The 17,537-nt window shown below is 67.8% G+C and carries 18 protein-coding genes; 7 read left to right on the top strand and 11 right to left on the bottom strand.

Annotation, left to right across the window (positions count from 1 at the left end):
• Positions 1-2 precede the first annotated feature (2 nt).
• Both CEF10_RS04920 and eutB read right to left on the bottom strand, forming a co-directional pair.
• Positions 3-995, bottom strand: coding sequence for a cyclodeaminase (locus tag CEF10_RS04920; RefSeq protein ID WP_101066934.1), 993 nt, complete (start codon positions 993-995; stop codon positions 3-5).
• Positions 985-1,986, bottom strand: coding sequence for a hydroxyectoine utilization dehydratase EutB (gene eutB / locus CEF10_RS04915; RefSeq protein ID WP_101066932.1), 1,002 nt, complete (start codon positions 1,984-1,986; stop codon positions 985-987). The genes CEF10_RS04920 and eutB overlap by 11 nt, the downstream gene beginning before the upstream one ends.
• A gap of 167 nt (positions 1,987-2,153) precedes the next feature.
• Between eutB and CEF10_RS04910 the strand changes: the two genes are divergently transcribed.
• Positions 2,154-3,338, top strand: a complete 1,185-nt coding sequence (locus tag CEF10_RS04910; protein WP_101066930.1) for a M24 family metallopeptidase — start codon at positions 2,154-2,156, stop codon at positions 3,336-3,338.
• Here the strand turns inward: CEF10_RS04910 and modC are convergent.
• From modC to CEF10_RS04880, 6 genes are all read right to left on the bottom strand, one after another.
• Positions 3,328-4,437 (bottom strand): molybdenum ABC transporter ATP-binding protein, encoded by a 1,110-nt coding sequence (gene modC, locus CEF10_RS04905; RefSeq protein WP_101066928.1) that lies wholly within the window; start codon positions 4,435-4,437, stop codon positions 3,328-3,330. The two genes, CEF10_RS04910 and modC, sit on opposite strands and share 11 nt — an antisense overlap.
• Complete coding sequence (gene modB, locus CEF10_RS04900) at positions 4,434-5,111, bottom strand: molybdate ABC transporter permease subunit (RefSeq protein ID WP_101066926.1); 678 nt, start codon at positions 5,109-5,111, stop codon at positions 4,434-4,436. The genes modC and modB overlap by 4 nt, the downstream gene beginning before the upstream one ends.
• A 4-nt stretch (positions 5,112-5,115) precedes the next feature.
• Complete coding sequence (gene modA / locus CEF10_RS04895; RefSeq protein WP_101066924.1) at positions 5,116-5,868, bottom strand: molybdate ABC transporter substrate-binding protein; 753 nt, start codon at positions 5,866-5,868, stop codon at positions 5,116-5,118.
• A gap of 60 nt (positions 5,869-5,928) precedes the next feature.
• On the bottom strand, positions 5,929-6,327 hold the full coding sequence (locus CEF10_RS04890) for a winged helix-turn-helix domain-containing protein (protein ID WP_101066922.1): 399 nt from the start codon (positions 6,325-6,327) through the stop codon (positions 5,929-5,931).
• A 46-nt stretch (positions 6,328-6,373) separates the two neighbouring features.
• Entirely contained in the window at positions 6,374-7,771 is a 1,398-nt protein-coding gene (locus CEF10_RS04885) for an aspartate aminotransferase family protein (RefSeq protein WP_101067103.1), read from the bottom strand.
• Positions 7,772-7,867: 96 nt separating this feature from the next.
• The gene (locus CEF10_RS04880; RefSeq protein WP_101066920.1) at positions 7,868-8,575 is read right to left on the bottom strand and encodes a GntR family transcriptional regulator; all 708 of its coding nucleotides are present in this window, start codon (positions 8,573-8,575) and stop codon (positions 7,868-7,870) included.
• 132 nt (positions 8,576-8,707) lie between these two features.
• Here CEF10_RS04880 and CEF10_RS04875 point away from each other — a divergent pair, with 132 nt between their 5' ends.
• From CEF10_RS04875 to CEF10_RS04855, 5 genes are read left to right on the top strand one after another with little or no spacing between them, the layout of a single operon-like run.
• Complete coding sequence (locus CEF10_RS04875) at positions 8,708-9,793, top strand: polyamine ABC transporter substrate-binding protein (RefSeq protein ID WP_101066917.1); 1,086 nt, start codon at positions 8,708-8,710, stop codon at positions 9,791-9,793.
• A 59-nt stretch (positions 9,794-9,852) separates the two neighbouring features.
• A complete protein-coding gene (locus CEF10_RS04870; RefSeq protein ID WP_101066915.1) occupies positions 9,853-10,977 on the top strand; it encodes an ABC transporter ATP-binding protein in 1,125 nt (374 codons plus the stop codon).
• A gap of 3 nt (positions 10,978-10,980) precedes the next feature.
• Positions 10,981-11,871: an ABC transporter permease subunit gene (locus CEF10_RS04865; RefSeq protein WP_101066913.1), complete on the top strand. Its 891-nt coding sequence runs from the start codon at positions 10,981-10,983 to the stop codon at positions 11,869-11,871.
• Positions 11,868-12,686 carry an ABC transporter permease gene (locus CEF10_RS04860; RefSeq protein WP_101066911.1) on the top strand — a complete coding sequence of 273 codons (819 nt, stop codon included), beginning with the start codon at positions 11,868-11,870 and terminating at the stop codon, positions 12,684-12,686. Before CEF10_RS04865 ends, CEF10_RS04860 begins: the two co-directional genes overlap by 4 nt.
• Complete coding sequence (locus CEF10_RS04855) at positions 12,683-14,011, top strand: NAD(P)/FAD-dependent oxidoreductase (RefSeq protein ID WP_101066909.1); 1,329 nt, start codon at positions 12,683-12,685, stop codon at positions 14,009-14,011. The genes CEF10_RS04860 and CEF10_RS04855 overlap by 4 nt, the downstream gene beginning before the upstream one ends.
• A 5-nt stretch (positions 14,012-14,016) precedes the next feature.
• On the opposite strand, the gene CEF10_RS04850 is transcribed toward CEF10_RS04855, so the two are convergent.
• Positions 14,017-14,943 (bottom strand): DMT family transporter, encoded by a 927-nt coding sequence (locus CEF10_RS04850; protein WP_101066907.1) that lies wholly within the window; start codon positions 14,941-14,943, stop codon positions 14,017-14,019.
• 112 nt (positions 14,944-15,055) lie between these two features.
• Between CEF10_RS04850 and CEF10_RS04845 the strand changes: the two genes are divergently transcribed.
• Positions 15,056-16,594 (top strand): malonate--CoA ligase, encoded by a 1,539-nt coding sequence (locus CEF10_RS04845; protein WP_101067102.1) that lies wholly within the window; start codon positions 15,056-15,058, stop codon positions 16,592-16,594.
• Here CEF10_RS04845 and msrA read toward each other — a convergent pair.
• Both msrA and msrB read right to left on the bottom strand, forming a co-directional pair.
• Complete coding sequence (gene msrA / locus CEF10_RS04840; RefSeq protein ID WP_101066905.1) at positions 16,534-17,049, bottom strand: peptide-methionine (S)-S-oxide reductase MsrA; 516 nt, start codon at positions 17,047-17,049, stop codon at positions 16,534-16,536. The genes CEF10_RS04845 and msrA overlap by 61 nt on opposite strands.
• Entirely contained in the window at positions 17,046-17,495 is a 450-nt protein-coding gene (msrB, locus tag CEF10_RS04835) for a peptide-methionine (R)-S-oxide reductase MsrB (RefSeq protein ID WP_101066903.1), read from the bottom strand. The genes msrA and msrB overlap by 4 nt, the downstream gene beginning before the upstream one ends.
• Between the last annotated feature and the right edge of the window lie 42 nt (positions 17,496-17,537).

Raw genomic sequence — 17,537 nt, 5'->3', positions numbered from 1 at the left:
GCTCAGGCCGAGATGACGGTGCCGGCCGCGCTTCCCTCGAGCAGCTTGAACACATGGCTGGCGATCGCCGTGTCCTGCGCGCCCGTGCCCGTGAGATCCGCGATCGTCACGTCATCCGCCCCGCGCCGCCCCGGTGCGTCGCCGGTGATGACCTGCCCCAGCTCCGCCGGCAGGCCAGCCGTCCACAGGCCGGCGGCCTTGGCGCTGCGCAGTTCGCCGATCACCTCGGTCTGGCTGGCCCGGTCGGCCACGTAAAGGTCGGCCCGGTCCAGCGCGGCCGGCTCGATCTCGTTCTTGCCTTCCTGGTCCGAGCCCATGGCCGTCACATGCAGGCCCGGATGCAGCCAATCGGCCTGAAGCACCGGTTCGCGTGCGGGCGTCGTGGTGACGACAAGCTGGCTGGCCATCACCAGATCCGCCGCGCTGTCGACGACGCGGGCCTCGACGCCCAGGCTTTCTGCCAATTCATCGGCACAAGCCCCGGCCTTTTCCCGGTCGCGCCCCCAGACAAGCAGGGTCTTGAACGGGCGCACCAGGTGGGCGGCCTGCATCTGAAGCCGGGCCTGCACACCCGTGCCGATGACGCCGGCCGTCTCCACGGTCTCGGGGGCAAGGTGGCGGGCGGCCACGGCGCCGGCGGCCGCGGTGCGCAGGTCGGTCAGGTATCCGTTGTCCAGGAACAGCGCCTGCACCAGCCCCGTGCGCGCCGAGAACAGGATCATCAGCCCGTTGAGCGACGGCAGCCCCAGCTTGGGGTTGTCGAAGAACCCCGGGCTGACCTTGATCGCGAACCCGTCGAAGCCGGGCAGATAGGCCGTCTTCACGTCCACCTCGCCGTTCGCCTCGGCCAGTTCCATCGACATCACCGGCGGCATCACCACCCCACCCTTCGCCAATGCCGTGAACGCGGCCTCCACCACGTCGACGGTCGGGATGTCGAGGCCCACCGCCGCGCGCAGCTCCGCCTCGGTCAGTATGCATACGTCATGTCCCATAGGCTTGCCCCTTCACGATCTTGTCGCCCAGCGTCACGTCCTGCCCCGTCACGACGCGGGTGAATACCTCCATGTCGAGGTTGCGACCCGTCACGATCGTGGCCACCGGCGGTTTCGGTGCCAGTTTGCCCGACAGGACCGCCGCCAGCCCGACGACGCAGGCGCCTTCGGCCACGAGCCGGTCCTCGTAATAGAGCACCTGCATCGCGTGATAGATCTCTTCCTCGGTCACGAGCATCGTGCCGTCCAGCAGGTCGCGGCACATCGGATAGGTCAGCCTGTTGTCCGCCCCGATCCCGCCGCCCAGGGAATCGGCGAGGCTCGGCACCTCCTCCACGTCCACCGGATGTCCGGCACGCAGGCTTTGGTACATCGCCGCGCCGCGGTCCATCGAGATGCCGACCACCCGAACGTCGGGCTTGATCGCCTTGGCCGCCAACGCAACCCCGGCGGCCAGGCCACCGCCCGACAGCGGCACCAGCAGCGTCTCGATGTCCGGACGGCGCGACATGATCTCCAGTCCGATGGTGCCCTGCCCGGCGATGACACGCGGATCGTCGAAAGGCGAGATTTCCACCAGCCCCTCCGCCTCGACCAGCCGCCGCGATTCCGCCAGCGCCTCGTCCTGGCTGCGGCCGGTGATGCGCACCTCGGCGCCCAGCGCGCGGATGCCGTCCACCTTGACCTGCGGCACCAGCTCGGACATGCAGATCACCGCCCGCAGTCCGCGCTGGCGCGCCGCATAGGCCACGCCGCGCCCGTGGTTGCCGGTGGAACAGCACGTCACACCGGCGGCATCCGGCACGCCGGCCACGGCGTTCAGCGCACCGCGCAACTTGAACGCGCCGATCGGCTGCATGTTCTCCAGCTTCAGCAGGAAATCCCCGTTGCAGCGCGCGCCCATGAATGGTGAGGGCACCAGTGGCGTGGCGTCGGCCACACCCGCGATCGCGTTGGCCGCGGCATGAATATCGGCAAGCGTGGGCTGCATTTGTACCCCTTCACGGATCGCTGTCACTGTTGAGGCCGGATCAGGCTACCGTCAACTCTGCGACATGCAATTTGCCAAAAACGACACCGGCGCGACGTATTTGTTGGGGCAGCCCCGCCGGGATATCCCTCTAGTGGCGCCATCCGCGCAACGACAAGGACAGCTACATGATCCGGAAAGACCTCCCCTTCTCGCATGATGAATTCCGGCGGCGACTGGACAGGACGAAACGCGCCATGCAGGCCGCGGGGCTCGACGTTCTGCTTGTCACCGACCCGTCCAACCAGAACTGGCTGACAGGCTATGACGGATGGTCGTTCTACGTGCACCAGGGCGTGATCGTCTTCGCGGAGGACGACCCCGTCTGGTGGGGTCGCCGGCAGGACGGCAACGGCGCGCTGCGCACCGTCTGGATGGGCGATGACCGCATCTGGACCTACGCCGACAATTTCGTGCAGTCCACCGTGCGCCACCCGATGCAGGATCTTGCCGCCAGGCTGAAGGATGCCGGCGCCGGGCAGGCACGCATCGGCGTGGAGATGGACAACTATTACTTCTCTGCCAAGGCGCACCAGGTGCTGCTGGCCGAACTGGGGGATGCCACCATTGCCGACGCGACGGCCCTGGTGAACTGGCAGCGCGCCGTGAAATCCGAAGAGGAGCTGGCCTTCATGCGCAAGGCCGCGGCCATTTCCGAAAAGATCATCGATGGCCTGATGGAGCGGGTGGACCCCGGCGTGCCCAAGCACGAGGTGGTGGCCGAGGTCTTCCGCGACGGCATCCGCGGGGTCGAGGGCGCCTGGGGCGACTACCCTGCCATCGTGCCGCTGATGCCCTCGGGGACCGATGCCGCCGCGTCCCACCTGACGTGGAACGGCCGCCCCTTCGAGACGGGCGAGGCGACGTTCTTCGAGATTTCCGGCTGCTACCGGCGCTACCACGCGCCGCTGTGCCGCACGATCTTCCTGGGCCGGCCGCCCGCCTTCATGCGCGAGGCGGAAAAGGCGCTGGTCGAGGGGCTGGAGGCCGGCCTCGAGGTCGCGCGCGCCGGCAACCGCGCCTGTGACATCGCCAACGCCCTGGCCGCGCCGCTGGAACGCGCCGGCATCGAGCGCGGCGCGCGCTGCGGCTATCCCGTGGGGCTGAGCTACCCGCCCGACTGGGGCGAGCGAACGATCTCTCTGCGGCCCGAGGACGAAACGGTGCTGGAGCCGGGCATGACATTCCACTTCATGCCGGGACTTTGGATGGACGACTGGGGGCTCGAGATCACCGAGTCGATCCTGATCCGCGAGGACGCGCCGGCCGAGACCTTCTGCAACCGTCCCCGCGCCCTGTGCGTCAAGGACTGAGCGACGCGGTGCCGAGGCCGATGTCGGCCGCGGCGACCGAAACGGTCTTGGCCACGGCGTGGCAGGCCAGCCCTTCGCGCAGGCCCAGGGCATCGGCCGACCGCCGGGTGACGCGCGCCAGAAGGTCCGCGTCGCCCACCCGCAACCGCACGATCACGCCCGGCCCCGGGCCGCGGCGCAGCTCGGCGATGGTCCCCCGCAGGACGTTGAGCGCCGACAGCCCCTCGGGCCGGTCACGCGACAGGATCACGTCATGCGCCGCGATGCGCGCGCGTATCGGTTGGCCCGGCGCGGCCGCGACGCGCGGCAGGAACAGCGTCTGCCCGTCGGGCAGGGCCATTTCCGTCAGCCCGTCGTCGTGTTGCACCGTGACCCGCGCGGTCAGAATGGACCCCACCTCGCGCACCCCGAAGCTGGGTGCAAGCGCCGGATCGGAAAGCACCTCCTCGGCGGAACCCTGGCCTGCCACCTGCCCGGCCTTCAACAGCACCACGGTGTCGGCCAGCCGCGCGACTTCGGGCACGGAATGGCTGACGAACAGGATCGGTACGCCCAGCCGGTCGCGGATCGCCTCGATGTAGGGCAGGATCGCGTCCTTTCGTGCGGCATCCAGCGCGGACAGCGGCTCGTCCATCAGCATCAGCTTCGGGTCGGTCAGAAGCGCGCGCGCCATGGCCACGCGCTGCGCCTCGCCGCCCGACAGCTGCGCCGGCCGCCGGTCCCGAAGCGGCCCTAGGTCGAGACCATCCTCCACCCTGGCGCGGTCGGGCCGCCGCCCGGCGCGGCGCGCCCGGCGTTCGGCATAGGCCAGGTTCCCGGAAACGCTCAGGTGCGGGAACAGCCGCGGCTCCTGGAACACATAGCCAACGCCGCGCCGATGCGGTGGCACGAACCGCCCCGGCCCCTGCCAGAGCGCGCCGTCGAACCGCACGGTGCCGCGTGCACCGGGCTCGAACCCGGCGATCACGCGCAGCAGCGTGGTCTTGCCACTGCCCGAGGGGCCGAACACCGCCGTCAGCCCCGCCGCGGGAAAGGCATGCGTGACCGACAGCGCGAAGTCCGGCCGCTCCAGCGTGATATCGAGCGACAGCGTGCTCATCCCACGTGCACCGGGAAACGGCGGTTGACGGCATAGACACCCACCAGAACCGCGAAGGAAAACGCCAGCAGCACCGCCGAAAGGGCGTGCGCCTGCGCGTAGTCGAGCGTCTCGACGTGCTCGTAGATCGCGATCGAGATGACCTTGGTTCGCCCCGGGATGTTGCCGCCCACCATCAACACCACGCCGAACTCTCCGACGGTATGGGCAAAGCTCAGCACCAGCGCGGTCAGGTAGCCCCGCAGCGCGAGCGGCGAGGCGACCGTGAGGAACCGGTCGAGCGGCCCCGCACCCAGCGCCGCTGCGGCCTCGAGCGGGCGGCGGCCGATGGTCTCGAACGACGCCTGCAACGGTTGCACGGTGAACGGAAGCGAATAGAGGACCGACGCGACCACAAGCCCGGCGAACGAGAACGTCAAGGCCGCGCCGGTCACATCGCGCCAAGCCGCGCCCAGCGGTGCCTCGGGGCTGAGGAACACGAGAAGATAGAAACCCAGAACGGTGGGTGGCAGCACCAGCGGCAGCGCCGTGATCGCCTCGGCCACCGGTTTCAGGCGGCTTCGGGTGTGCGCCAGCCACCACGCCAGCGGCGTGCCCAGAACCAGCAGGATGCCCGTGGTGACGGCCGCCAGCCGGACCGTGAGCCACAGCGGGCCGAGCTCGGGCCATTCCATCGCCTCAGCCGTCCCCGTAGCCGAAACGCGCGATCACGGTGCGCGCGGCATCGCCCTTCAGGTAGTCGAGGAATGCGCGCGCGGCGGCGTTGTCGCCATCCAGCAAAACGGCATCCTGCCGGATCGGCGCGTGCAGGTCGGCGGGCACCGCCCAAGCGCTGCCGCGGGTATCGTTGCGCGGCGACACGGCCTGCGATTTCGCCACCAGCCCCAGCTCGGCGTTGCCGGTGGCGACCATCGAGAACGCCTGCCCGATGTTCTGGCCCATGACGATGTTCGGCTGCACGGCCTCCCACAGGCCCAGCGCGGTCAGCGCCTGCCGCGCGGCCAGCCCGTAGGGCGCAAGATCGGGGTTGGCGATGGCGAGAAAGTCGTAATCCCCGCCGCGCAGCGTCGCGGCGCCGTCCTCGCCCACGCGGCCGGGGTCCGCGCTCCACAGCACCAGCCGACCGGTTGCGTAGGTGAAGCGTGCCCCCGCCACGGCGTGGCCTTCCGCAAGCAGACGTTCGGGGCGTGCCTGATCGGCGGCGAGCAGAACGTCAAAGGGCGCACCCTTGGTGATCTGGGCATAAAGCTTGCCCGTCGACCCGGTTGCCAGGGTCACGCTGTGCCCGGTCCCGGCCTCGAAGCCGGGCTCCAGCGCCTCGGCAACCTCGGCGAAATTCGAGGCCACCGCGACGAGTGCTTCGTCGGCGCGGGCTGGCAGAGCGGCCGTCAACGCCAGCACGACCGCCGCGGCAAGCCGGAACAAGGACATGAATCCCCCGTCGTTATGTTTCGCAGGACATATTGCAAACCGACTTCGCCGGAGCAAGCGTTATTTTTCGCCGGGAATATCGGCCAGCAGCCCGGAAAGCCCGGCGAGATCGGGCGCCGCGGCCGCACCGCAGGCCGCCTCCAGCGCGCGGTAATGCCCGAGAGCCGTCGCGCCCGTCTCGGTCAACCGCGCGCCGCCGCCCCGCGCGCCGCCACGGGTGCTTTCGACCACCGGTGCCGAGAAGCCCGCGTTCATGGTCTCCACGAGGGTCCAGGCGCGTTTGTAGCTCATCCCCATCCGCCGTCCGGCGGCGGAGATCGAGCCGGTGTCGCGGATCAGTTCAAGCAGATCGGCCTTGCCGGGCCCCATCATGAACCCGCCGTCAAAGACCACGCGAATCCGCAACCGGGCGGTCGGGCCTTCGGAGGTTTCGGATGTCACGCCGGTGTCGTCACTCATGCGTCATGTCGTTAACGCCATGACGCCGGGCGCTCAAGGCTGCCCCTCAACTCGCGGCCTTCATCAACCCCTCGTCGCGAAGCCGCGCATGCGTCTGGTCGAGCGCCGCGCGCGCCCGGTGGATCAGCGTGTCGATCTCGGCGGGTTCGATGACCAGCGGCGGCGAAATGATCATCCGGTCGCCGACATGCCGCATCACCAGGTTGTTGGCGAAACAGGCCTCGCGGCAGATCAGCCCGGCGGCCCCGGGGCCGGCGGCGAAGGGCGCGCGCGCCGCCTTGTCCGGCGTCAGCGCGATGGAGCCCATCAGCCCGACGATCTTCGCCTCGCCGACCAGCGGGTGGTCGGTCAGCTCTTCCCATTTCTCCTTGAGATAGGGCCCGGTCCGGTCGCGGACGCGGTCCACGATACCCTCTTCCTCGAGGATGCGCAGGTTTTCCAGTGCCACGGCGCAGGCGACGGGGTGGCCGGAGTAGGTGTAGCCGTGGTTGAATTCCGTGTCGCCGATGACTTCGGCGATCTCGTCGCTGATGATGGAACCACCGATGGGCTGGTAGCCGCTGCTCAGGCCCTTGGCGATGGTCATGATGTCGGGCCGCCAGCCCACCGTCTGGCTTCCGAACCAGTTGCCGGTGCGGCCGAAGCCGCAGATGACCTCGTCGGCGATCAGCAGGATGTCGTGCTTGTCGCAGATACGCCGGATCTCGGGCCAGTAGCTGTCGGGCGGGACGATGACGCCCCCCGCACCCTGAACCGGCTCGGCGATGAAGGCAGCGACGCGGTCCTCGCCCAGCTCCGCGATCGCCTGCTCGAGCTGGCGGGCACGCTCCAGGCCGAATTCCTCCGGGGTCATGTCGCCCCCCTCGGCCCACCAGTTGGGCTGGTCGATGTGGTGGATGCCGGGGATCGGCAGCCCGCCCTGCGCGTGCATTCCGCCCATGCCGCCAAGCGACGCGCTGCCGACGCTCGACCCGTGATAGGCGTTCTTCCTGCTGATGATGACCTTCTTGTCGGGCCTGCCCTTCTGCGCCCAGTAGGTGCGCACGAGCCGGATATTGGTGTCGTTCGCCTCGGAGCCCGAGCCGGCGAAGAACACGTGGTTCAGGTCGCCCGGCGCCAGTTCGGCCAGTTTCGACGCCAGCGCGATGGCGGGCACATGGGTCGTCTGGAAGAAGGTGTTGTAGTAGGGCAGTTCCCGCATCTGGCGCGCGGCCGCGTCGGCCAGTTCGTCGCGGCCGTAGCCGACGTTGACGCACCAAAGCCCCGCCATGGCGTCGAGGATGTCGTTGCCTTCGCTGTCTGTCAGGGTGACACCCCGGGCGCGGGTGATCACGCGCGCGCCCTTGCCCGCCAGTTCCGCGCCGTGGGTGAAGGGGTGCATGTGATGCGCGGCGTCCAGTGCCTGCAACTCGTCGGTCGGCAGGTGGTTGGTGATGGTCGACATCATGGGCCCCTTTTTCTGGCGCGAGGAAGACGGGTGGCCGGAACGCCCTTTCCGACCGATGCCAGAATATGATCAAATTTTTTGGTGTCAATCGAATCACGCGGACACGCCCGGATCCGCGAGCGACCGGCGCACCTGTTCCATCCCCTGGATGACGTCCTCACGGATCGCGCGGGCCGCGGCCTCGGCATCGCGCGCCCGCATGGCATCCAGCATGTCCTTGTGCCTGTCCGGCAGGTTCTGCGTGCCCATCCGCCCGCAGACGACCCGCAGCGACGGCCCGAAGCGCAGCCAGAGTCCCTGCGCGAGATCGGCGAGGATCGGTGAGCGGGCCAGCTCGTACAGGCGCCTGTGAAACCGGTAGTTCTGCTCGAGGTAGGCGCGCAGGTCACCGCGCGCTATGGCGGCGTCGAGCGTGGCATCGATCTCGGCCAGTTCGGTCATGTCCTCGAGCCCGGCGTGCTCCGTCGCCCGAAGCGCGAGATGTGGATCAACCCATTGCCGTGCAAGAGTGATTTCGCTGATACCGTCCGCTCCGAGGATCGGCACGCAAACGCGGCGGTTCCCCTGGAAATCCAGCGCGCCCTCGGCCGTCAGGCGGCGAATCGCCTCGCGGACAGGGGTCATGCCGGCGCCGAGCCGGTCCGCGAGCCCCTTGATCGTCACCGGCTCCCCCGGCGTGAGATCGCCGAACAGCACCATGTCGCGCAGTTGGCGGTAGATCACCTCGTGCGCGGGCAAGCGTGTGGCGCCTTCGGCGCCGTTGTCCACATTTCCTGCAATCTGCTGTCTCGTTCCGGCCATCGCCGAACCCCCGCGATCTCTGAGCTTGCGAGTCTAGCGGCTGCGTGAAAACATTGCCATATTGCCACGGGTGGAAAAATTTGATCAAATCCACCCAGGGCAGGCAAAACTGCCAACCAACGGGAGAGTCACATGAAACACCTGCTACTGACCGCCGCCAGCGCGCTGGCCTTCGGTGCCGCGGCGGCAAGCGCCGAAGAGGTACGCGTCTACAACTGGTCGGATTACATCGACGAGGACCTGCTCGACAAATTCGAGGAAGAAACCGGGCTGGACCTCGTCTATGACGTCTTCGACAGCAACGAGGTGCTGGAAACCAAGATGCTGGCCGGCGGATCGGGCTACGATGTCGTCGTGCCCTCGGGCACCTTCCTCAAGCGCCAGATCTCGGCCGGCGCGTTCCAGAAGCTGGACTATGACAAGCTGCCCAACGCCAAGCACCTGTGGGACGTGATCCGCGAACGGACGGCCGCCTACGATCCCGGCCACGAATACGCCGTCAACTACATGTGGGGCACCACCGGCATCGGCGTGAACGTCGACGAGGTGAAGGCCGCGCTGGGCGAGGACGCGCCGATCGACTCGCTGGAGCTGATCTTCGATCCGGAGAACATGGAAAAGCTCTCGGAATGCGGCGTGCATTTCCTTGATGCGCCGGCCGAGATGATCCCCGCCGCGCTGGCGTATCTGGGCGAGGATCCCGACAGCCACGACCCGGAGGTCATCGCCAAGACCGAAGACGTGCTGGCGCCGGTCCGCCCCCACGTGCAGAAATTCCACAGTTCCGAATACATCACCGCGCTGGCCAACGGCGACATCTGCGTGGCCTTCGGCTGGTCCGGCGACGTGCTGCAGGCGCGCTGGCGTGCCGAGGAGGCGGAAAACGACGTCAACATCGCCTACAACGCCCCGAAGGAGGGCGCGCTGATGTGGTTCGACATGATGGCGATCCCCGCCGACGCGCCCAACCCGGACGGCGCGCACCAGTTCATCAACTTCATCCTGGACCCGAAGAACATCGCGCAGGCGTCCAACTACGTCTATTATGCCAACGGCAACAAGACGTCGCAGCAGTACCTGATCGAGGACGTGATCGGTGATCCGGCCGTCTACCCCGACGAGGACACGCTGGAGAACCTGTACACCACCACGCCATACCCGGCGCGGGTGCAGCGCACGGTCACCCGGCTGTGGACCAAGATCAAATCGGGCACCTGAGGCCTTGCCGGCCCGCGCGCGACCCGCGCGCGGGCCTTATCATACAGGCGGGGAATGCGATGACCCAGACCGTCTTCGAGCCCTGGAACGATCCCGACGCGACACCGCTCATCCAGTTCCAGGGTGTCACCAAGCGGTTCGGCGATTTCACCGCGATCGACGACCAGACACTGGATATCTACGAACGCGAATTCTTCGCCCTGCTGGGCCCCTCGGGCTGCGGCAAGACGACGATGATGCGCATGCTCGCCGGGTTCGAGGCGCCAACGGAGGGGCGCATCCTGCTCGACGGGCAGGACATCGCGCCCATTCCGCCCAACAAGCGCGCGGTGAACATGATGTTCCAGTCATACGCGCTGTTCCCGCACCTGAGCGTCTGGGAAAACATCGCCTTCGGACTGAAGCGCGACCGCATGGAGAAGTCGGCCATCACCGAGCGCGTGGACCGCATGCTCAAGCTCACACGGCTCGAGAAATTCGCCCGCCGCAAGCCGCACCAGATCTCGGGCGGGCAACGCCAGCGCGTGGCACTTGCCCGCAGCCTTGCCAAGGCGCCGAAACTGCTGCTGCTTGACGAACCGCTGGGCGCGCTGGACGCCAAGCTGCGCCAGGACACCCAGTTCGAGCTGATGGACATCCAGGAAAAGACCGGCACCACCTTCGTCATCGTCACCCACGACCAGGAAGAGGCGATGACCGTGGCCAGCCGCGTTGCCGTTATGGACCACGGCAAGATCGTCCAGGCCGACACGCCCGACAGGATCTACGAGCACCCCAGCTCGGTCTACGTGGCGGATTTCATCGGCGACGTCACGATCATCGAAGGCACGGCAACCCCGCGCGAGGCCGGCTACGAGATCGCTTTCGCGGAAGGCCAGCCGCCGCTCTACGCCGAGACGGACAAGACATTCGCCAAGGGACAGGCCTGCCACCTGGCGATCCGGCCCGAGAAGGTCTCGATCACCGCCGAGAAACCCCGGGACAAGCGCAACGCCCTCCAGGGGAAGATCCTCGACATCGCCTACCTCGGCAACATCTCGACCTATCACGTCGAACTGCCCGGCGGTCAGGTGATCAAGGCCCAGACGGCCAACACCCGCCGCCTGTCGCGGCGCACCTTCACCTGGGAAGATACCGTCTGGCTGAGCTGGACGGACACCGCCGCCGTGCTGCTGGAGGACTGACCGATGCGCCGGTTCGCCCTGATCGTCCTGCCCTATGCCTGGCTGCTGGCGCTGTTCCTTGTGCCGTTCATCATCGTGTTGAAGATCAGCCTGTCGGACATCGCGCTGTCGATCCCGCCCTACACGCCGACGCTGGACCTTTCGGCCGGCTGGGAGGGCACAAAGCGCTTCTTCGCCGGGCTCGATTTCGAGAATTTCGTCTTCCTGACCACCGACGACCTGTACTGGAAGGCCTACCTGTCATCGCTGCGCATCGCGGCCGTCGCCACGTTCCTGACTCTTCTGGTGGGCTACCCGATCGCGTACGGCATGGCCAACGCCCCCGATCACTGGCGGCCGACGCTGATGATGCTCGTGATCCTGCCGTTCTGGACCAGTTTCCTGATCCGGGTCTATTCGTGGATGGGCATCCTGTCGGGCGAAGGTTACCTCAACCAGCTGTTGCTGGCACTGGGCGCGATCAGCGAGCCGCTGACCATCCTGAACACCAACATCGCGGTCTACATCGGCATCGTCTACACCTACCTGCCCTTCATGATCCTGCCGATCTATGCCGCGCTGGAGCGCATGGACGCCTCGCTGCTGGAGGCGGCGGAGGACCTGGGCTGTTCGCGGCTGACGGCGTTCTGGCTGGTCACCTTCCCGCTGTCGCGCAACGGGGTGGTCGCGGGCTGTTTCCTGGTCTTCATCCCGACGGTGGGCGAATTCGTCATTCCCGCGCTGCTGGGCGGGTCCAAGACGCTGATGATCGGCAAGGTGCTGTGGGACGAGTTCTTCAAGAACCGTGATTGGCCCGTGGCCTCGGCCGTGGCCGTGATCCTGTTGCTGATCCTGATCATCCCGATCGTGCTGTTCCAGCGCAACGAGCAGAAGCAGCGGGAGGCCGAGGGATGAGGCGGGTGACATGGTTCAACACGACGTCGCTCACGCTCGGGTTCACCTTCCTTTACCTGCCGATGCTCATCCTGATCGTCTACAGCTTCAACCGCTCCGAACTGGTGACGGTCTGGGCGGGGTTTTCCACGAAATGGTACGGCGAGCTGATCCGCAACGAGGCCTTCCTCGATGCGGCCTGGGTCACGCTGCAGGTGGCGGTCGTCTCGTCCACCGTGGCCACCGTCCTGGGCACCATGGCCGCACTGACGATGGTGCGTGCCGGCCGTTTCTGGGGCCGCACCCTGTTTTCCGGCATGATCTACGCGCCGCTGGTGATGCCCGAGGTGATCACCGGCCTGTCGCTGCTGCTGCTGTTCATCGGCATCGGTCTGGACCGGGGCGTGTTCACTATCATCCTTGCGCACACGACGTTTTCCATGTGCTACGTCTCGGTTGTCGTGTCCTCGCGGCTCGCGACCTTCGACCGGTCGCTCGAGGAAGCCGCCTTTGACCTCGGCTGCTCGCCGGGCGAGGCGTTCCGGCTGGTCACGCTGCCGATCATCGCGCCGGCGGTGATCTCGGGCTGGCTCCTGGCCTTCACGCTGTCGCTCGATGATCTCGTGATCGCGAGCTTCACCGCCGGGCCCTCTGCCACCACGCTGCCCATCAAGATCTGGTCGTCGATCCGGCTGGGCGTGAGTCCGGAGATCAACGCGCTGTCGACCATCCTGATCGCCATCGTCGCCACGGGGGTGGTCACGGCCTCGCTGATCACCAAGCGCGCCAGCCTGCGCCTTCAGGCCGAGGAGCGTGCGGCCGAACAGCAGGCATGAGGCGCGTTTTCCCCGACCACGCCTACGGCCCCGGGCCACGGGCACGGTGTTTCTGGGCGACCACGGCCACGGACCCCGCGTTTCCTTCCGCCGGAGGGCGCGTGCGCGCCGATGTCGCCGTGGTCGGCGGCGGGTTCACCGGGCTGACGGCCGCGCTGCATCTTGCGCAGGCCGGGGCGGATGTCGCCGTGTTCGAGGCAGAAACGCCCGGCTGGGGCGCCTCGGGCCGCAACGGCGGATTCTGCTGCCTTGGCGGATCCGCGGCGGGCGATGCGGCAATGCGGCGGCGGTTCGGCGCGGCGGCGCGGCGCGCCTACCGCAGGGCCGAACGCGCCGCGGTGGACCTTGTCGCGGAAACGCTTCAGACGCACGACATCGATGCGGATCGGCACTCGGACGGCGAAACCGTGATGGCCCACACGCCTTCGGCGATGCGCGGCTTCGAGGCCGAGGCCCGCCGGATCGAGGCCGACCTGGGCGTCGCACCCAGGCTGATCGCCCCCGATGACCTGCCCGCCCACGGCATGGGCGGGGGATTTCACGGCGCGATGACGACCCCGGTGGGTTTCGCGATCAACCCGCTGAAGTACACCCTTGGCCTCGCCCGTGCGGGCACGGAGACCGGTGCGCATGTGTTCGCGCACAGCCCGGTGCAAGGCATCGCGAAACAGGGTGGCAATTTCACCCTCACCACGCCGAACGCGACGGTGACGGCCCGGCGGCTGATCGTGGCGACAAACGGGTATTCCTCCGACGACCTGCCCGGCTGGATCGGCGCGCGCTACCTGCCCGCCCAGTCCAACGTGCTGGTCACCCGCCCCTTGACCGACGAAGAGATTGCCGCGCAGGGATGGTCCACGGCGCAGATGGCCTATGACGACCGGTTCTTCCTGCACTATTTCCGCCTGATGCCCGATCGTCGCTTCCTGTTCGGGATGCGGGGCGGCTTGTTCAGCGGTCCGCGCGCCGACGCGGCCATGCACCGCAGGATCCGCGCGCATTTCGAGGCAATGTTCCCGGCCTGGGCGCATGTGGAAACGCCGCACAGCTGGAACGGGCTGCTCAGCCTCGCCCGGGGGCTGACACCCTTCGCCGGCGCGATCCCGGGGATGCCCGGTGCCTTCGCCGGGCTTTCGTATCACGGAAACGGTATTGCCATGGGCAGCTACGCCGGGGCGCTCCTGGCCGACCTCGCGCTCGACCGCGCGCCGCGCCACCCGTATCCCGAGATCCTGGCCACGCCGCCGCGACGCTGGCCGCTGGGCCGTTTCCGGCGCGCGGCGCTCTGGCCGCCCTACCTGTGGGCGACGCTGACGGGCGGCTGAGCCGCTCAGCCCTGGGGCGTGCGCGCGGCGCGCGCCCTGTCGCGGGCCATCCCCAGGCGGTTCTCGCGCCACATGATGACGATGCCGGCCGCGATCACCAATGCCGCACCCCCCAGCATCGGCCATGTCGGCGCCTCGTCGAAGACCGCGTAACCGATCGCAATCGACACCAGCATCGAGGCATAGTCGAACGGGGCGACCACGCTGGCGTGGGCGAAACGGTAGGCCGAGGTCAGGAAAATCTGCGCCACGCCGCCCAGCAGCCCCGCGCCGACAAGCAGCCAGAGCTCGTTGCCAGTGGGCACCACCCAGCCAAAAGGCAGGGTCAACAGCGACAGCACCGCCGAGGTGACCGAGAACCAGAAGACGATGGCGCCAGTGCCCTCGGTCGCCACCATGTGACGGATCGCGATCTGCGCCAGCGCGCGGAAGGTCGCGCCCAGCAGCACAAGCCCCGCGCCCAGCGTTGCCCCGGTGCCGAGCGCGCCCGCGTCAAACGCGCCGATCCGCGGCGACAGCATGATGAGCACGCCCGCGAACCCCACGACCACGGCACCAAGGCGGAACAGCCGCAACCGCTCACCCAGGAAAAGCGCGGCGAAGATCACCGTGAGCAGCGGCGCGGTGTAGCCAAGCGCCGTGACCTCCGGCAATGGCAGCAGGCCCAGCGCGGCGAAGAACATGCCCATCGCGGCGGTGCCGAACAGCCCGCGCAGCAGGTGCGCCCCGGGCGAGGCCATGCGCAGACCGGTGGAGAACTCGCCGCGCACACGCAGCCAGACCAGGATCACGGGGATCGCCAGCGCCGAGCGGAAGAACACCGCCTCGCCCGGCGGCACGTCGTGGGCAACCGCGGCCTTGACCATCGCGGCCATGACGACGAACAGCGCCACCGAGGCGAGCTTGAGGAATATTCCCTTGAGGGGATGCATCGCGCGTCCTTTCACACACTGCCTGCATCGGCCCGGCCGAAAGGTCAATCGGGCCCTTGCGTTCACCGCGCGCGCCTTGGACAACGGGGCGCAGCGCACGCAGGAGAACGCGATGTACGACGGCAATCACCTCGCTCACCGCCTTGCCGCGGCCGGCGCGCCGGACAAGGTCTTTGCCACGCAGCCCGCACGGCCGGATATCACCTATGCCGCGCTGTTCGAGGGCGCCGAGCGCATCGCCGGCGTGCTTGCCGGCGCCGGGCTCGCCGCCGGCGACCGCGTCGCGGTGCAGGTCGAGAAATCGATCGAGGCGCTTCAACTCTACCTTGGCACGGTGATGGCAGGCGGCGTGTTCCTGCCGCTCAACACCGCCTATACCGGCGCGGAGGTCGACTACTTCCTGACCGATGCGACACCGCGCGTCGTTGTCTGCGACCCGGCCCGCGAAGCCGAGATCGCCCCGCTCGCCGGCAATGCCCGGCTGTTCACGCTGGGCGCCGACGGTTCCGGCACGCTGTCGCAGGCAGCCGAGGCACGAGAGCCCGGATTCGAGGCCGCCGCCCGCGGTGCGGACGACCTCGCCGCGATCCTGTACACCTCGGGCACCACGGGCCGGTCCAAGGGCGCGATGCTCAGCCATGCGAACCTTTCGTCGAATTCCGAGGTTCTGCGCGATTTCTGGCGGTTCACGCCCGACGACGTGCTGATCCACGCCCTGCCGATCTTTCACACGCACGGGCTTTTCGTGGCCACCAACGTGGCGCTGCTTTCGGGATGCGCGCTGCACTTCCTGCCGAAATTCGATGCCGACGCCATCCTCGACGCGATGCCGGGCGCCACCGCGTTGATGGGCGTACCCACCTTCTACACGCGGCTTCTGGACGATCCGCGCCTCACCCGCGAACGGGCGGCCAGCATGCGGCTGTTCATATCGGGGTCGGCACCGCTGCTGGCGGCCACGCACGAGGCGTGGGAGGCGCGCACCGGCCACCGGATCCTCGAACGCTACGGCATGACCGAAACCAACATGAACACCTCGAACCCCCATGACGGCGAACGGCGCGCCGGCACGGTGGGCGTTCCGCTGCCGGGCGTTAAACTGCGCATCATGGACGGCGACCGCGAGGTGGCCCAGGGCGAGATCGGGGTGATCGAGGTGCGCGGCCCCAACGTCTTCCAGGGCTACTGGCAGATGCCGGAAAAGACGGCAGAGGAACTGCGCCCCGACGGCTGGTTCATCACCGGAGATCAGGGATTCATCGACGCGGACGGTTACGTCACCATCGTCGGCCGCGCCAAGGACATGGTGATCTCTGGCGGCTTCAACGTCTACCCGAAGGAGGTCGAGACCGAGATCGACGCCATCGACGGGATCTCGGAATCAGCCGTCGTCGGCGTGCCGCATCCCGACCTTGGCGAGGCCGTCATCGCCGCCGTGGTGCGCGCCGACGCCCGTCTGACGGCCGATGACATCGCCGCCGCCCTAGAAAACCGCCTCGCGCGGTTCAAGCAGCCCAAGGCAATCCGCTTCCTGCCCGAACTGCCGCGAAACACCATGGGCAAGGTGCAGAAGGCCGCCCTGCGCGCCGACTACGCCGACCTTTTCGACCGGTCCGACCGCGGCAGCACCCAGCCCGGCCGCGGGAAGTGACAGGTATAGCCGCCGGGATGCTTCTGCAGGTAGTCCTGGTGCTCCGGTTCGGCCTCCCAGAAATCTCCGGCCGGCTCCACCTCGGTCACGACCTTGCCGGGCCACAGCCCGCTGGCCTCCACGTCGGCGATGGTGCGCAGGGCTTCCTCCTTCTGGGCCTCGTTGGTAAAGTAGATCGCCGAACGATAGGACATGCCGATGTCGTTGCCCTGCCGGTTGGGCGTGGTCGGGTCATGGATCTGGAAGAAGAGTTCGAGAAGCTCGCGAAAACTGATCTTCGCGGGGTCGAAAACGATCTCGACCGCCTCGGCGTGCGTGCCATGATCGCGGTAGGTGGCGTTGGGCACGTCGCCGCCGGAATACCCCACGCGCGTGGAAATCACGCCATCCTTCTTGCGGATCAGGTCCTGCATGCCCCAGAAGCAGCCCCCGGCCAGAATCGCGCGTTCGGTCATGTCACGTCCTCCACTTGGTCCAGGTAGTCGCCGTAGCCTTCGGCTTCCATGTCATCGCGATGGATGAACCGCAGGCTGGCCGAGTTGATGCAATAGCGCAAGCCACCGGCCGCGCGCGGCCCGTCGGGAAAGACGTGGCCAAGGTGGCTGTCGCCGTGGCGGCTGCGCACCTCGGTGCGCACCATGCCAAGGCTGGTGTCCTGGCGTTCCACCACGTGCGCGGGCTCCACGGGCCTGGTGAAACTCGGCCAGCCGCAGCCCGAGTCGTATTTCGCCGACGAGGCGAACAGCGGCTCGCCCGATACGATGTCGACGTAGATCCCCGGCTCGGCCGTGTGCAGGTACTCGCCGGTACCCGGCCGCTCCGTCCCGTTCTCCTGTGTCACGCGGTAGGATTCGGGGTCGAGCGCCGCGATCACCTCGGGCCGTCTTTCGTAGTCCGCCATTGTCGCATTCCCCTGTCTTCTGGCCCAAAGATGGCCCGTTCG

This window comes from Roseovarius salinarum, assembly GCF_002834145.1.
Taxonomy (GTDB): domain Bacteria; phylum Pseudomonadota; class Alphaproteobacteria; order Rhodobacterales; family Rhodobacteraceae; genus Roseovarius; species Roseovarius salinarum.
This window is presented reverse-complemented; position numbering and strand designations above follow the sequence as displayed.